Here is a 16,530-nt window from a genome sequence, read left to right on the forward strand (position 1 = left end):
TTTTATTCAGCCGAATAGTGGGCATTGCGAGCGGAATATCACGGGGCATCGGCGCGGAGGCTCACCCGCCCATTACACTGGTAGAGGTAGGCGGTCATGCCTTATCGCCATAAAACATCAACACTCGGAGGGATGTATGCCTCACTTCGTCATTATGGGTGCCGGACGCGTGGGCGTCATGCTGGCGCGCACTCTGGAAGCTTCGGGGCATACGGTCGCCGTCATTGACCAGGACGAACGTGCTTTCCAGCCGCTGCGTAAGGGCTTTGAGGGCCGCCTGGTTACCGGTGTTGGTTTTGATGAGGACACTCTCAAGCGTGCCGGCATTACCGAGGCGTACGCTTTTGCCGCCGTCTCGTCAGGCGATAACTCGAACATTATTGCCGCCCGCGTGGCGCGTGAAATGTTCAAGGTGAAGAATGTTGTGGCGCGTGTGTACGACCCGAACCGCGCCGAGTTCTTCCAGCGCATGGGTATTCCTACGGTGGCGTCGGTGCGTTGGTCCACCGACCAGGTGCTGCGCCGCCTGCTGCCCGAGCAGGCGCTCAAGGGCGACTTCCGTGAACCCTCGGGCCGCCTCATGCTCACCGAAATTCCGCTCGACGACGGCTGGGCTGGCCACGCGTTGACCAGCATCGAACGTGCCGCCGGGGTGCGCATCGCCTACATCACCCGCTTTGGTGAGGGCATGCTCCCCCGCCCCGATTCCGCCTACCAGCAGGGCGATAGCGTGCACGTGATGATGCGCACCGACGACGTTGCGGACGTAACCCGTATTCTCTCCCGCCCGCCGCGCGTCGAAGACGAAGAAATGGAAGCGGACTACGCTCCCGCATCCGGCCACCGCAAGCATCCCCACGCTCCGAAGAAGCCCGCCGAATCCGGCGTGACGATCACCCCCAAGCAGGAGCACAACGAAACCCCCGTTGTCGAGCACGAATTCCATCTCGGTGACACTCCCCCGGATCTGCCTGATCCTCTCGAACTCATCGGCCGCCATCGTGACTCCTCGAAAGGTGAGAAGTAAGTGAAGGTCCTCATTGTTGGTGCCGGCTCCGTGGGTGCCTCCATCGCTAAAGAACTCATGATGAACGGCCACGACGTGACCATCATCGACTCCAAACCCGAAGCCAAAAAGCGCGCCGACCTGCCCGGCGTGCGCTGGCATATCGGTGACGCCTGCGAGCTGTCCGTACTGCGTCAGGTGCACCCGAACAAGGCGGACGTGGTCGTTGCCGCAACTGGTGACGACAAGGCAAACCTGATGGTGTCCCTACTGGTGCGTAGTGAGTTTGGCGTGCCGCGCACCGTGGCGCGCGTGAACAACCCGCGTAACGAATGGCTCTTCGACGACTCCTGGGGCGTGGACGTTGCCGTGTCCACCCCGCGCCTAATGACCGCCCTCGTTGAGGAAGCTGTGGAAGTCGGCGACGTGGTGCGCCTGCTGACCCTGCAGGCAGGCGGTGCGACCCTCGCCGAGTACACCGTGCCCGACGACCACCCCGTCATCGGTTACCGTGTGGACCACGTGCAGTGGCCCGTCGATACGGTGCTCACCGCTATCCTGCGTGATGGCGCCCCGATTCCGCCCAGCGCCGACGTGGCGATTGAGGGCGGCGACGAGCTGTTCTTCATCACGACCATTGCCGGTGAGGATCAGATTCGCGCGCTGTTCGCGTAAGCGTTTATACGTAAGTTTTTGGGTAGGCGAAAGCCCCGGTCACCCTTACGGGTACCGGGGCTTTCGCTTACTTTTATGAAGCTATTTCACGAAGTCGCGGACTGTGATTTAGCGGTTCTTGGAGCTTTCAGAATCTCCGGGCACCTCAGTTTCTTCAGCATCCAGCGCCTCGGGGTCCTCGCTCACCGGCGCCTCCTCGGGAGCCGACACACGCCACGCCAGCCACACGCCCAAAGCGTACAGCGGCAGACCCATAATCAGGCGGGTCGCGCCCAGCGCTTCCACATTATCCGCAAAATACAGGGGCACCTGCACGGCAAGGCGCAGCAGCATCAGCACGGTAATAATCCAGGTCGCCAGCATGTACTGGCGCAGGCGTACCGGGTTCTGGCGCCAGCTCAGCGCCTCACCGCGAATGACCGCGAAAATCAGACCCATCAGCGGCCAACGCACCAGCATCGACAGCAGGTACGCCAGGATGTACACGCCGTTCGTCCAGAAGCCCATCACAAAGTAGTCGCTCGCATTACCGGTACGGTACGCTGCAAACGCACAAATCGCCACGCCCACCAGACCGGTCAGCGCACTCACCAGCTTAGAGCCCTGCACCAGGCGAATCAGCGTGAACACGCCCGCCGCAGCCAACGCCGCAATCAGGGACAGGTTCAGTTCCTTCGTCACGGTGAACAACACCAGGAACGCCACAGCGGGCAGGGAGGATTCCACCAGGCCGCGCCAGCCGCCAATAGCGTGCAGAATATCCACATCACCGTTGGCGGTGCGGCGCATATTCGCACCCATGGAGGCGCTCAGGCTCTGCGCCAGCTGATTTTCCTCCTGCGCCGGGTCAGCAGCCGGGCTAGTTGCGGGGTTAGCGTTCGGATCGGGCTGGGTCGAAGACTGCTCAGCGCTCATGTTTTCCCTTCTCAACAAAGAATTGCGGCACGATCTCATAGCGCGGGTTATAAATCACCGGCTGATGAGCCCTCACCGACACCACACCGGAACAGCGCAACAACGCACCGGCAAGCACACCGGGCACCATCCGCTGCCCCTGCCACTTCAGTAGCACCCTATCCCCCGGGTTGAACGGCGCATACGGCGGGAAAGACACCTCGTGAGGCTCCTGCACCGCCACGGTCGCCAAAGACGCCGTGTTCAAATGGTGCTGCTTCTCGGGGTCCTCGGATTCCTCCTCGAAATCCTCACCGGGCGGCTCCACAATCGGCATACCAATCAGCGCCAGCGGACTCGACCACTGCAGGGGCTTCGACTTAGCCACCACCAGCTCGGCACGGTACATCGGCTTATCCTGCAGCGCAGGCAGCCATACCTGCTCCACGCGTCCGGCAAGGCGTACGCGAAAGCGCTCGGGGTACCCGGGAGCAAGAATCTGCTCCTCAGGAACCGCGAGCGCACTCGGGTAGTTCGAAAACTCAGGCATTAGCCAATCTCGGTAATCTCAGGGCCGCGGCGAGGCATCGGGCGCAGCTTGCTGTGCTCGTTCTCGGTTTCTTCCTCAACGGCGGGCTCTTCCTCAGCCACAACCAGGTCGGCGGGCAGAGTCATGGGCAGCAGCTCGCGCGGCGGGCGCGGGTCGTCGCCACGGTCCACCACGACAGTGCGGAAGACTTCCTCCACGGAGGCGGCAGCCTTATCGTCACCGAGCACAGCCGCGCCGGAGATGACGCCGCGCAGGAACCAGCGGGGGCCGTCCACACCCACGAAACGGGCGATACGCTCACCGGGCTGACCGTCCGGGGTGACGGCGGGCAGGCGGGTGAGCATCTCGGCACCGAATACGCCGGCGTAGATTTCGACGATGCCGCCCTGGGAGGCGACGGACTCGGTCAGGTCGTGACGGATGTCATCCCAAATGCCGGTGGTGCGCGGTGCGGCGAATGCCTGCACCTGCAAGGTTGCGCCGTCGCGGGTGATGGTTGCGGCGATTACCGCGCCGGTTGCGTCGTCAGTTTCGAGGCGCAGGTTCATGCCGTCGAGCAGCTTGATGCGCAGTGCACCCAGGTCGACGTAGTCTTCGAGGTCTTCGGCGGTGACTTCTTCAATGTCGTGCGGGCCGTTGACGCGGTCGTACTTGATGACCTCGGGAGAGTTCTCCTCTTCCTTCAGCTCCTCAACCTCGACGTTGGTCTCCTCAATCTCTTCGGCGACAGCCTTGTCGATGGCGGCCTTTTCAGCCTCCTCGGCGTGCTTCTTCTTACCAAATCCGAACATGGTATTCCTACTTTCACCGCACGCGGGGTGCGGGGGTTTCTTCTCTTCTCTCGTGCGGAAATCGCGGTGAGAGCAGACTAGTGGATTCCGCTGGAGCCGAAGCCGCTGGAGCCGCGTTCGGTCTGATCCAGTTCGTCCACCACGGTAAAGGTTGCGTGCTCGTACTTCTGAATGATCAGCTGGGCGATACGGTCGCCGCGCTGCACGTGGAAGGACTTGGTCTTGTCAGTGTTGAGCAGGGTGACCATCAGCTCACCGCGGTAGCCGGAATCAACGGTGCCGGGTGCGTTCACAATGGTGATACCGTTCTTGGTTGCCAGGCCGGAGCGCGGGTGCACCAGACCAACGTAACCTTCAGGCAGGGCAATTGCCACGCCGGTGGGGACGAGGGCGCGTTCGCCCGGCTCCAGTTCGAAGTCGATGCGGGAGCGCAGGTCAGCGCCGGCGTCACCGGGCTTTGCGTAGGCGGGTGCGGGCAGCTCGGGATCGAGCAGCTTAATGTGGACGTTTACGGGGGTCATCATGGTCAATACTCTAACCTTTCGCGGGTGTCTGTGCCATCACCTCGCGCTGTGTTGAGGCTCTACTGCGGGGTGTTTTCGTTGCGTGTTCGCGTTCAGCGCGTGCGGCGGTGTGCCGTGTTGGGTGCGACGCGGCGCTGTTCTTGCGTGCGCGGCTTTCACATACTCAACGGGGCGGGTGCACTCGGCACTCGCCCCGTCATGAGGTGTATGTCGGGTGGGTGTTAGCCCTTCCCTAAAGTTTTAGCCCTCGCACTCGATGCAGTAGGACAGGCCGCCCTCTTCGCGTGCAATCTGCGAGCGGTGGCGCACCAGGAAGCAGGATGCGCAGGTGAACTCGTCGTCCTGAGCGGGCAGAACAACAACGTTCAGCTCCTCGTTGGACAGGTCAGCACCGGGCAGCTCGAAGCTTTCTGCTGCGCTGTTTTCGTCTTCGTCCACCGCACCGGACTGCATCTCGGAACGGCGGGCGTTCAGCTCCTCGTAGGACTCTTCGTTCTGCTCTTCGTCCTGCTTGCGAGGTGCATCGTAATCAGTTGCCAAACTTTCACGCTCCGTTGGTTCTGTGGCTGTGTGTTGGACTAGGCCACGCTGGTTTAATGAGTGCTCTAGGTGCCGCTGGTGTGTAATTAACCCCGACGGCATGCCAGGTATTGTTCACCATTGGCACCCTATTTGTCTAATCCTGGGTAGGCTTTGGACTGTTTAGGCGTCACATTCTAGCTTTTTCGGTGCGAAAAGTACATCTTTTTTTGGTGAAAATCCCGCCTCCGCTACTGATTTACCGCGCTTTCACGGTACCCTGGTAGGTAGTTTGCGTTCCGTGCAACACATTCACGAACGCGTCCGGTTCACCTATGGAGGTTCTCATGCTTGAACTGCGTCTGATTGGCGTTCACGATGACGGCGAAAATCTGGTGCTTGAGTCTGCTGACGGCACCCGCTTTTTGCTGCCGATTGACGCGAACCTGCGCACGAGCATCACCAAGGCTCGCCGTATTCAGCCCGCCCGCGGTCTGGGCGCTAAGGGCACCTACGGTCCGCGCGATATTCAGACCCGTTTCCGTCAGGGTGCCTCCGTTGAGGAAATCGCTGAAGAGTCCGGTTGGGAGCCGGAGCGTGTGCGCCGCTACGAATGGCCGATTGTTGCTGAGCGTGCTCACATTATTCGTGCCGCTCAGAGCGTGAAGATTGGTCGCCGTAGCTCCGCTTCGGGTACCGCACAGATTCCCGTGACCCTGAGCGCCCGCATTGAGGAAGTCTCCGAGCGTTACGGTTTTGAAGACGCAACCCAGGACTGGACCACCCGCCAGCAGGAGAACGGTCAGTGGCGCGTTGAGGTTGATATTGCGCTGAAGGATTCGGTGCGTCAGAACCTGCCCGCGCAGGTCGTCTTCCCCGCACGTTGGGTGTACAACCCGGCGAACCAGGGCCTGTACGCTTCGAATGAGGCGGCGTACTTCCTGATGGGCAATAGTGAGGATGCTGTTGCCGCCGCCGCGAAGAAGGCTCCCGTGGAGGTTCCTCCCGCCCGCCTGCCGAAGGCACCCGAGCCCGCACCGGCACCCCTTACTTCCTCTGAGAGCGCTGATGAGCGTAAGCTCAAGGAGCTTCTGGAGCGCGCCCGCTCGGTGCGCCCGGCGCAGGTTGAGGAGCCTGAGGTGTTCGTGCACCGCGAGTCCGCTCAGCCCGCTGAGCCTGTAGCACCTGCTGCACCGGCAGCGCCCGAGCCCACCGCAGAAACCACCGTAGAAACCACCGACCCGCTGGCTGTGGATTCGGAAGCACCCGTTGATTCCGTTCCGGTCGAGTCCTTCGCCCTGCCGGCACCCGTCGAGGACGCACCCGCTGCTGAGGCGCCCGCAGCTGAAGCACAGCCTGAGCCCGCAGCTGAGGTACCGGCTGAGCCCGCCTCCGCGGCCGAGAAGCCCAAGTCTTCCTCGAAGAAGCAGCGCGTGAGCGTTCCCGCCTGGGACGACATCATCTTCGGCGGCCGCAAGTAAGCGACCGCCCTCGCGCCGCCCGATAAAGGCTTCTAGGCAAAGGCACCAAGACAGCAGAAAGCCGCCGGTTATTCTTGTGAATAACCGGCGGCTTTTTCTATCTTCTCAGCCTGTATCCGCTGAGCGGGGCTCTTCCGAGTCTTAGAAGGTCTTGAGCATGCGCAACGGCACCAGACGCTCAGCGTCCGTCAGCGAACCGTGCTGACCAACCATGTGCAGGGCACGCTCCTGATAGTGGCGCATATCGTACAGCGCCCAGTCGTCGCGAGCGCACACCATCAGGTCGCCAATACGGCCGCGCGCCGCATCCGTGATGACCGGGCCGAAGTAGCCGGCACGCATCAGCTCGCGAGAGTCAATCACCCAGGCGCGCTCGCCCCAATACTGCGCCCAACGCTGAGCGGTGGCGGTACGTGCCGCCTCCGAGGTGTCTTCCAGGTACAGGTGCACGGCGCGCGGTTCACCGGCGGTCATTGCGATATTGCGGGTCAGCTCCTCCACGCCCGAGTAGTCGATGCGCTGATGCTCGGGCACGTTCACCATGCCGTGATCGGCGGTCACGAAGAGTGCAGCCCACGCCGGGGCGCGCTCCGCTAGACGCTTCAGCGCCGAGTTCAGTTCCTCCAGCTGCTGTAGCCATTCGTCGCTGCCCACGCCGTAGCGGTGGCCCGCCGCGTCAATCTCGCCCCAGTACAGGTACACGGTGGTCGGGGTGCGGCTCGAGAGCGCCTCCAGGGCGTAGGTGACGCGGGCGTTAAAGCCGACGGCGTCCACGAAGTCGCCGCCGCGCAATGCCGCCTCCGTCAGACCGGTACCGCGATACTTACCCAGCGAAATGGTGAGCACGCGGCGGTTCGTATGGTGGCGTTCCAGCACGGTCGGCAGCGGCTGCCAGGCGTGCGGGTCCACCGACTGATCCCAGCCGGACAGGTGGTTCATGACCGAGCCCACTCCCCCGTTACCCGCCGGGTTGCGCACCTCGTAGCCTGCAATGCCGTGCGCGCCGGGTGCCGTACCGGTACCCAACGAGGTCAGGGAGGCAGCGGTCGTGGTGGGGAACGCGGCGTCCAGCGGGCCCAGGTTCAGGGTCTTACGCAGGGCGGGCGCATAGCCGCCGTAGCTGTTGAGCAGCTGCTCGCCCAGGCCGTCCACCATGATCACGCAGGCGTGACGGAACGACGCCGGATCAACATCCTGCTCTGCGAGGCGGCCGGCAAGGTTCAGCGGGTCGGCAACAGCGTGGAACGCCGGGTCGGAATCCAGGGCGTGCGCGGGGCGCGCCAAGCTTCGCTGAGCCACCAGAGAGGAGGCGGACTCCAGCACATCGGCGATGCTATTGCTGCCGTAGGCGGGCGCGGGAGGCAACGGCGCGCCCAGAACATCGTGCAGGGTGGTCTGTACCGTCATAAGGTCCTCTCAGGGGTGTGGCGGGTGCGTGAAAGTACGGGGCGCCGCGAGGGATTTATACTGTGCGGGCTGTTATTGTGCGGCGAGCGCTACCACCGGTGCTTATCGGCGGGTTGCGTACATGCGGGCACGGTGCAGAGCACGCGCAAAATGCTGCGCACGCTGAACCGACTCAGGACCGTCAGCGGTCGCAGAAACACGCACCGCAATGTCCTCGCGGCGCGCATCGCCGGTGAAGCCGTGGTCGGCGTTGCACTGCGGATCCTGGCAGCCGGCAGGGGCCAGCTCCATGTGCAGCGAACCGGTCCAGGCAATCTGGAAGGAAATCTCAGTCGGGGCGGTGCTGCCGGCGTTGTACGCCTGCGGCTGGCTGAAACCGTAGCTGATGGTGACCGCGTTCAGGGCGCTCAGGTGCACCGCCTCCACGCTCACGTGCGCCACGGTGCCCTGCGCATCACCTTCAAGGTGCTGGTCGTCCAGGTGCGCAAAGATGACGTATTCACCGCAGAGCACCATCACGGTAATGTGGCGGTGAAAATCATCGCGGGAGAAGTGGGTTTCATGCTGTACGAAGTGCGCGTCCGGGTTCATGCCCGCTAGCGCGTCATCCACCACTTCCAGCACGAGGTCGGGGTAGAAACCGGCATGCTTAATGTCTGCGACCAGTTGCTCGCGTTCGGGGGTGGTGGCGTACATCGTACCTCTTTCGTGCGGTGCCCTCATGAGGCGACGTCGGTCGGCGCACACGATGAGGGCGGTTAGGTATTACTCCCCTCTACCTTAGAGGGTTCCAGCCGGGCTGTGCTACTTGACCACGCTAATACAGGCTCATATGACGGTGTGCAATCCCCCGGTATGCTTCGGTTACTGCCCCGCAACCGCCTTGGCGCACCCCACAGATGACGCCGACCAACCAGCCCGTCTCATCCGCTACCACCCGCTAAAATAGGAGGAGCGAAAACACACCGACACGAGGAGATATATGGCTCGCCGATCCAAATCCGCCGTCAGCGACTACCCGGTGGATGTGGTAGAGAATATCGTCGACATCGACGTATCCGCCGAGATGGAAACCAGCTTCCTGGAATACTCCTACTCGGTGATTTATTCGCGCGCCCTCCCCGACGCCCGCGACGGCCTCAAGCCCGTGCAGCGCCGCATCCTCTACATGATGCAGCAGATGGGTCTGCGCCCCGACAAGGGCCACGTCAAGAGCGCCCGCGTGACCGGCGAGGTCATGGGTAAGCTCCACCCGCACGGCGACGCCGCCATCTACGACGCGATGGTGCGCCTCGCTCAGCCCTTCGCGCTGCGCCTGCCCCTCGTTGACGGTCACGGTAACTTCGGCTCCCTCGACGACGGCCCGGCAGCCGCCCGATACACCGAAGCACGCATGGCGCCCGCCGCGCAGGCACTCACCGCGGACCTCGAAGAAGACGTGGTTGACTTCGTACCGAACTACGACAACCAGTTCATGCAGCCCTCCGTGCTGCCCGCAGCGTTCCCTAATCTGCTCGTCAACGGCACCACCGGCATCGCGGTCGGCATGGCGACCAATATGGCGCCGCACAACCTGCGCGAGGTCATCGCCGGTACCCGCCATCTCATCGCCCACCCCGAGGCGACCCTCAAAGACATCATGAAGTTCATCCCCGGCCCCGACCTGCCTACCGGCGGCACCATCGTGGGTCTGGGAGGCATCCGTGATGCCTACGAAACCGGCCGCGGCACCTTCAAGACCCGTGCGAAGGTCTCCATCGAGCAGGTCAGCCCCCGCAAGCAGGGTATTGTCGTCACCGAACTGCCGTACATGGTCGGCCCCGAAAAGGTCATCGAAAAGATCAAGGACGGCGTCAACTCCAAGAAGCTCACCGGCATCTCCGACGTGGTCGACCTGACCGACCGCACCAACGGTCTGCGCCTCGTCATCGAAATTAAGAACGGCTTCAACCCGGAGGCGGTGCTCGCCGCCCTCTACAAGCACACTCCGCTTGAGGATTCCTTCGGCATTAACAACGTGGCGCTCGTGGACGGTCAGCCGCAGACCCTCGGTCTGCTCGACCTGATGCGCGTGTACATTGATCACCGCCTGAACGTGGTCCGCCGCCGCACCGAATTCCGCCTGGGCAAGCGCACCGACCGCCTGCACCTGGTGGAGGGCCTGCTCGTGGCGATCCTCGACATTGACGAGGTCATCCAGATCATCCGTGAGTCTGACGAGACCGCTCAGGCACGCGAAAAGCTGAAGGTCGTCTTCGACCTGACCGACACCCAGGCGAACCACATTCTGGAGCTGCGTCTGCGCCAGCTCACCAAGTACTCCCGCCTGGAACTCGAAGCAGAACGCGACACCCTGCAGCAGGAAATCGCGGAACTGCAGCGTATCCTTGGCTCCGATGCGGCGCTGCGCGAACTGGTCTCCGACGAGCTCGCCGAAGTTGCCGAACGCTACGGCACCGACCGCCGCACCCAGCTCAAAACCAAGGACGATATGCAGGTCGCCATCGAGGCAGTCACCGCGCAGTCCAAGGCGAAGAAGAGCCTGGGCCTCGCCCTCGAAATCGCGGACGATCCCTGCTGGGTGCTGCTTTCGGCCTCCGGCATGATGGGACGCACCCCCGGCAAGCCTATCCGCGAGGCGCTCGTGGATCCCGGCAAGCGTTTCAAGCACGACGTGTTCACTTCGATTGTGCCGACCACCGCGCGCGGCGAAATCGGTGCCGTGACCTCCGCAGGACGCATGGTGCGCCTGTCCGTCATGGACATTGCGGTGCTGGACGAGAACGGCGGCACCCCCTCCATGGCGTCGGCGGTGAAGGCAGCCGAGCTGGTTCAGCTCGCCAAGGGTGAGAAGCTGGTCGCCCTCGTACCGCTGAACACGGTGCTGGCGCTGGCAACCGCGGGCGGCGTGATTAAGCGCCTCAACCCGGATTACCCGCTGAACCAGACCGAGTGGGACATCATGAAACTCAAGGACGGCGACGAAATCGTAGCCGCCGCCCCCTGCCCCACCGACGATGCGGTACTCACTTTCGTCACTCGTGACGCGAAGCTGCTGACCTTCGACGCGGCGAAGGTCCGCCCGCAGGGACGCACCGGCGGCGGTATCGCAGGCATCAAGCTTGCCGACGGCGACCGCCTCATCACCCTGGGCGTGACCGCGCCCGGCGACGCGGCGGAGGTCGTGACCGTCACCAATGGCAAGGATGGCCTGGCGAGCGCCAAGGTCACCGCCCTGAGCGAGTACCCGCAGAAGGGCCGCGCGACCGGCGGTGTGCGTGCGCACCGATTCCTCACCGGTGAGAGCCAGCTGGCTCTGGCTTGGGTGGGCGTGGGCCCGGCGAAGGCGGCGTCCTCCGGCGGTGTGGCTCGTTCCCTGCCGACCGAGCACGGTGCCCGTGACGGTTCCGGTGTGATGCTCACTCAGAGCATCAGCATTGTGGGACCGAACTATGCGGCTGTTTCTGCTGCGCTGGCGGTTAGCCCGGAGGGTGAAAAGCTCTTCTAGGCGCGCCGTTCACGGCCTTTCGACCTTAGGTTGCTAGCGAAGCCGGGGGTGAAGACACGTTGTGTGTCTTCACCCCCGGCTTTTATGTGGTGTACCTTAAGTAACACAGCACACATTTATTGACGCATTGTTCTTAGAGGATTTGTCGTGCTTGATTTACTGTCCGTCACACCAGAGTTATTTATCGTGCTCCTGCTCGCCTCCTTCTGCGCAGGATGCATCGACTCTGTCGTGGGCGGAGGCGGCATGATCCAGCTCCCCGCCCTGCTCATGGCGCCCGGATTCTCACCCGTCGCCGCCCTGAGCACCAATAAAGTTGCCAGCGCCATGGGCACTTTGACGAGCGCCTCAACCTATATTCGCTCGCTCAAAATCCCGTGGAAAATCCTGCTCCCCGTAGCGTTCGTGGCGTTCTGCGCCTCAGCCGCCGGCGCGTACTGCGCCACGATCCTGCCGGCACATATTTTCCGCCCCGCCATTGTGGTGGTTCTAGCCGCTATCCTCGTCTTCTCTGTGCTACAACCGCGCATACCTCGCGGGCAGCCTCGCGCGCTCACAACCTCGTCGTTCCTAGTACGCGGCTTTGTGCTGGGTCTGATTCTGGGCGGCTATGACGGCATCCTCGGGGCTGGCACCGGCGCGATGATGCTCGTCGCCCTGCAGGTAGCCATGGGCTACGATATGCTCCACGCAACCACAGCCGCCAAGGTTCTCAACACCGCCACCAACCTCGGCGCACTCCTCTACTTCATTCCGCTGGGCTCGATTCACTGGCTCCTCGGAATCGCCATGGGATGCGCCAACATGACGGGAAGCTGGGTTGGTGCCCGCACCGCAATTCACCTGGGCGAGCGGTTCATTCGCCGCGTGCTCGTTATCGTTATGACCCTCATGCTGCTGCGGTTGAGCGCTCAGATACTCGGCTGGGTCTAGCTCTCTCCTCCCCCACCCACACCTGAACCTATCCGCACGGAGATATAAACACTCAGAACTATCTGAGCACACAGAAATGCCCCGGTACTTTCACGAAGTACCGGGGCATTCCTCGCAGTTTCTTGCGTTCAATCTCGCCCGTGGTGGCTACGCTCAGCTGCGTTTAGAGGCGAACCACTTCATCGCAGCGGGCAATATCCTCAGGACGGTGCGACACCAGAACCGTAGCCACGGAGCTGGAGCGGGTCGCCGCATCCAAGTCAGCCATCAGCGCGCGGGCAGACTCAGCATCCAGGTGCGCGGTCGGCTCATCCAACAGCAGCACCGGAGAGTTCACCAGCAGGGCACGAGCCACCGCCAGACGCTGACGCTGACCACCCGACAGGAAAGAACCGCCAGCACCCACCGGGGTGCGCAGACCCTGAGGCAGAGCGTCAAACCACTCGCCCAGACCCACACGGCGCAGAACCTCAATCAGCTCTTCCTCGCTCGGGCGATCCGAACGGTCACGAGCCAGCATCAGGTTACCCTCAAGGGTCGACTCAAAAATGTGAGCCGCCTGCGGGCACCACGCTGCGTAGCCGCGCAGCTGCTCACCCTCCAGGACCTCACCGGAAGCCAGCACGCGGCCGGACTCCAGCGGCAAGAAGCCCAGAACGGTTGCAAGCACCGTAGACTTACCGGAACCGGAGGGGCCGGTCACCGCAGTCCAGGAGCCTGCACGGGCGTTCATGTTCAGGTCGGTGAAGACCGGGTGATCCATGCCGGGCCAGCGGGCGGCAGCATCCTGCAGGCTCAGTGCGGGTTCAGTGACCTTCACGCCAAGCTCCTGCGGGGTACCGCAGCTGACCAGGGTGGGTTCGCCGGGCTTCGGCGGGCGCGGGGTATCGCTCTTAGAACCAGCCGTAGATTCGGGGCGGTCAAAGCGGTGAGCACGCTGACGGTCTGCCTCCAGCAGCTCCTCCATCTCAGCCTCCGCGCGGGCACGCAGACGCTCAACACGACGCGGCAGAACGTGGGTGTCCACCTCCGCCTCGGTCGGCACGGAACGCTTCAGGGTCGAGGTGGCGACAACACCCTCCAGGGATACGTTGCGCACGCTCGGGGCAATCGTCGCGAGCAGGCGGCTGAACGCGGGCCAGGAGCGGACCGCCTCAACATGGCCTAGGGAGCTTTCCAGCATGCCGGTGCACAGCAGCACCACAATCGCCGCTTCGGGAGCACGCACGGTGCCGTCAACAGCCAGCGGGTACGCAATGACTGCGCTCGCCAGAGCCGCACCGAACCAGCTCAGAGTCACGAGGGTACGGCCCACACCCTGAGCGGTTGAGCCCTTCTGCAGGGCAGACAGGTTCTCGGCGTCCAGGGCGCCGTTAGCCTTCTCAGCGGTGGTTGCCACGCCGTTAGCGCGCAGGTCCTCAGCCGCCGAGAGCATGCCGGTACCCAGGCGCAGCATCTGCGCGGTGGAGCGGCGAGCCAGCGCCTCCGCACGGGCATCGGCGCGAAGCACAATCCACGGAGCCACAAAAGTGCTAACCAGCACGGCAAGCAGAACCGGAATCAGAGCCTGCGGCAGAATGCACGCGGTCGTAATCAGCGCCGCGGTCATGACCAGCAGGTGCGCAGCCGGCGGAATAATAACGCGCGGCACGCCGTCCCGCAGCTCATCAATACCGCCCACGAGGCGTTCGAGCAGCGCGTCACCACGCAGCAGGGCACGAACGCTGCTCACGCTCTGCCATGCGCCAACCCAGGCGCGCAGACGCAGAATATTTGCGGCGGCAAGAACCTTCGAGTGGGTCATCAGACGCTCAGCGTAGCGGGCACAGGCACGACCCAGGCCGAAGAAACGCACGCCCACAATGGCGACCATCAGGTACATCATTGCCGGGCCCTCGGCGGCGCGAACAATCAGCCAGCCGGACAGCGCGGTCAATGCCGCAGCCATCAGGGAAGTAATCGCAGCCATGATCACCGGGCCGGTTGCGGCGCGAACACCGATACCGGTCAGTTCCTTCAGGGTGCGCAGGCTTGCGAACAGGCCGGCAGGCTCGGTTTCCTCGGCCTCGGCAGCTGCGGAGGCGCCCGCCGGGGCGGTGCTTTCAGCCTCGTACTCTTCCCTGTCCTTGAGCAGGTGCGCGGGGGCTTGCGCGGGAACCGCAACGCGGGCGGTGTTCACCTCGGCGGTCCAGGTGTAGCCCTGGGCGGTCTGCACGGCACCAACGAGGGTGTCGCAGCCAGCGGCGAGCTCCTGCTCGTGGGTCACGATCAGCACGGTTGCGCCAAGTTCCGCCAGGCGGTGCAGGGCGCGGGTCACCAGGTATGCCGAGTAGGCGTCCAGGTGCGCGGTCGGCTCATCCACCAGGACGGTCAGCACGGTCTGCTCACCGCTGGCACGGTAGATAGCCTCGGCACGAGCCAGGGTGCGTGCCACGGCGAGGCGGCGCGCCTGACCTGCGCTGAGGGCACCGGGTTCAAGGACGGTTAGTTTCTCCATGCCCAGCTGAGCCAGCGGGCCAACCAGCAGCGCGGACTCGGCATCGGTGACGGACAGCTTCTTGGAGTCCATCGCTTCACCGAGTAGAGCGGATGCTCGCTCACGCTCCGCCTCGGTAGCGCTGAGTGCGTAGAGCGCCATTTCGGTCTGCACGGTCGGCGCGGTGAAGACCGGCGACTGCGGAATAACCAGGGTGGTTCCCAGACCGGTCACGCTACCGGTCAGGTGCACGGGCTCCTCCGAGCCGGTGGGCACCAGACCCTCACGCACGGCACCGGAGAACACGTTCAGCAGGGTGGACTTACCGCAACCGGACTCACCCATCACGCCGATAACCGCACCGCGCTCATCATTGCCGGTGGCAACGCGACGATCCAGGTTCAGGGACAGGTTAGTCAGCACGGCAGGACGCGCCGGGTAGCTCACCGACAGGTCCTTAACGGCGATGGTGGAAGGCTGAGCCTCTTCACGCTCGGTTGCAGTCGAGTCCGCAGCGGCGGCGGGCAGGGGTGCATCAATAATCTTCTGTGCGCTACGCAGGGCGGCAACGCCGTCCTCCGACTGGTGGTAGGCGGCACCCACATCACGCAGCGGCTGGTAGCATTCGGGAGCCAGCAGCAGCACAAGAATTGCGGTGTCCAGGCCCAGGGTGCCGTTGACCAGGCGCACACCAATCAGCACAGCAATCAGCGCCACCGAAATGGTGGTGATGAGCTCCAGAGCGAGCGAAGACATGAAAGCGCTACGCAAAGTCTGCATGGTACGTTCACGGTAACGCTGGCCGAGGGCGTTCATGGAGCGGGTCTGTGCACGTTCACGGCCCAGACCGATAATGACGGGCAGGCCGCGTACCAGCTCCAGAATATGGTCGGAGAGACGGTGCAGTTCAGCCTGAGCTTCTGCGGTTTCGTCGCGGGTGTTCTTACCAATCAGAATCATGAACACCGGAATAAGCGGCAAGGTGCATGCCAGCACCATGGCGCTCATCCAGTCTAGGGCCGCCACAACAACCCAGAGGATAAACGGCACAATCGCGGTGGACACGAACGCGGTCAGGGTCTTCGTGTAGTAGTCATCCAGGGCGTTCAGGCCGCGGGACAGCAGCACAGCGGTCGCGCCGGTACCTTCGGGGGTGTCTGCGCCACCGGTGGCGAGCACGCGCTTGAGCAGGGCGGAACGAATCTGAGACTTCGCCCCGGAGGCGGCACGCTGCGCGCTCACAGCCAGCAGGTAGTCGGTACCCGAGCGGGCGAGCAGGGCAGCCACGGCGACCGCAATCAGGCCGGGGGTAATGGTGTCTGCGTCGCCGAAGAGCCCACCGAGGCCGAGCAGCCAGCCGCCGTGCGCCTCCAGCTGTGCCTGCGCGGAGCCCGAGAACTCAATGTAGGCGCGGTACACGTCCGGGGCGCTCGTCTCTTTGAGGCGCGCGTGCTCGGCGGCAACAGCGGCGAAACCGGCGTGTGCCGCGCGGGCAATAATCACAGCCAGTGCGGCGCTGAAAAGCACCGTCGCGAGAGTGTGCACGGCAGTGATGACACCGAACGTGCTGAGGGTTTTACGGGCGTCAGGGCCCAGAGGCGGGCGGCGGTCAGCGCGGTCGTTGCGCTTTCCGTCGGTCACCTCTGGTGCCTCGGTGTTCTGATGTTTGTCAGCATGACGCGGTGTGTGCGTTCGACTCACGTGTTGTCCTTAGTCTTCTGCTGTTTTTACCTCCCATCAGTTTAAGGGTTGGGCTATCTAATACC

The 16,530-nt window shown here is 63.5% G+C and carries 12 protein-coding genes and 1 pseudogene; 5 read left to right on the forward strand and 8 right to left on the reverse strand.

Annotated features, from left to right (window positions below):
• Positions 1-136: 136 nt before the first annotated feature.
• A pseudogene (locus O3649_RS04320) lies at positions 137-802 on the forward strand (TrkA family potassium uptake protein); the annotation flags it as partial.
• A gap of 225 nt (positions 803-1,027) precedes the next feature.
• Positions 1,028-1,681, forward strand: coding sequence for a TrkA family potassium uptake protein (locus tag O3649_RS04325; protein WP_070593496.1), 654 nt, complete (start codon positions 1,028-1,030; stop codon positions 1,679-1,681).
• 108 nt (positions 1,682-1,789) lie between these two features.
• On the opposite strand, the gene O3649_RS04330 is transcribed toward O3649_RS04325, so the two are convergent.
• The 5 genes from O3649_RS04330 to O3649_RS04350 all read right to left on the reverse strand — a co-directional run bounded on the left by O3649_RS04330 (position 1,790) and on the right by O3649_RS04350 (position 4,980).
• Complete coding sequence (locus O3649_RS04330) at positions 1,790-2,596, reverse strand: DUF3159 domain-containing protein (RefSeq protein WP_371572934.1); 807 nt, start codon at positions 2,594-2,596, stop codon at positions 1,790-1,792.
• On the reverse strand, positions 2,586-3,125 hold the full coding sequence (locus tag O3649_RS04335; RefSeq protein ID WP_294639702.1) for an asparaginase: 540 nt from the start codon (positions 3,123-3,125) through the stop codon (positions 2,586-2,588). The genes O3649_RS04330 and O3649_RS04335 overlap by 11 nt, the downstream gene beginning before the upstream one ends.
• The gene (locus O3649_RS04340; protein WP_049337392.1) at positions 3,125-3,916 is read right to left on the reverse strand and encodes a DUF3710 domain-containing protein; all 792 of its coding nucleotides are present in this window, start codon (positions 3,914-3,916) and stop codon (positions 3,125-3,127) included. Before O3649_RS04340 ends, O3649_RS04335 begins: the two co-directional genes overlap by 1 nt.
• Before the next feature lie 77 nt (positions 3,917-3,993).
• Entirely contained in the window at positions 3,994-4,440 is a 447-nt protein-coding gene (gene dut / locus O3649_RS04345) for a dUTP diphosphatase (RefSeq protein ID WP_049354821.1), read from the reverse strand.
• A gap of 240 nt (positions 4,441-4,680) precedes the next feature.
• Complete coding sequence (locus tag O3649_RS04350; protein WP_005506382.1) at positions 4,681-4,980, reverse strand: DUF4193 domain-containing protein; 300 nt, start codon at positions 4,978-4,980, stop codon at positions 4,681-4,683.
• Positions 4,981-5,306: 326 nt separating this feature from the next.
• Between O3649_RS04350 and sepH the strand changes: the two genes are divergently transcribed.
• Complete coding sequence (gene sepH, locus O3649_RS04355) at positions 5,307-6,440, forward strand: septation protein SepH (protein WP_371572936.1); 1,134 nt, start codon at positions 5,307-5,309, stop codon at positions 6,438-6,440.
• Between the two features lie 141 nt (positions 6,441-6,581).
• Here the strand turns inward: sepH and O3649_RS04360 are convergent, their stop codons facing one another.
• Entirely contained in the window at positions 6,582-7,847 is a 1,266-nt protein-coding gene (locus O3649_RS04360; RefSeq protein ID WP_371572938.1) for an alkaline phosphatase family protein, read from the reverse strand.
• Between the two features lie 102 nt (positions 7,848-7,949).
• Entirely contained in the window at positions 7,950-8,543 is a 594-nt protein-coding gene (locus O3649_RS04365) for a DUF5998 family protein (RefSeq protein WP_296547930.1), read from the reverse strand.
• 286 nt (positions 8,544-8,829) lie between these two features.
• Here O3649_RS04365 and O3649_RS04370 point away from each other — a divergent pair, with 286 nt between their 5' ends.
• Positions 8,830-11,355, forward strand: a complete 2,526-nt coding sequence (locus tag O3649_RS04370) for a DNA topoisomerase IV subunit A (RefSeq protein ID WP_294633494.1) — start codon at positions 8,830-8,832, stop codon at positions 11,353-11,355.
• Positions 11,356-11,502: 147 nt separating this feature from the next.
• Positions 11,503-12,288 (forward strand): TSUP family transporter, encoded by a 786-nt coding sequence (locus O3649_RS04375; protein WP_294633492.1) that lies wholly within the window; start codon positions 11,503-11,505, stop codon positions 12,286-12,288.
• A gap of 163 nt (positions 12,289-12,451) precedes the next feature.
• On the opposite strand, the gene O3649_RS04380 is transcribed toward O3649_RS04375, so the two are convergent.
• Positions 12,452-16,405 carry an ATP-binding cassette domain-containing protein gene (locus tag O3649_RS04380; protein ID WP_294633489.1) on the reverse strand — a complete coding sequence of 1,318 codons (3,954 nt, stop codon included), beginning with the start codon at positions 16,403-16,405 and terminating at the stop codon, positions 12,452-12,454.
• Positions 16,406-16,530: the final 125 nt, after the last annotated feature.

The organism is Rothia sp. 27098_8_29, assembly GCF_041432785.1.
Lineage (GTDB): Bacteria > Actinomycetota > Actinomycetes > Actinomycetales > Micrococcaceae > Rothia > Rothia mucilaginosa.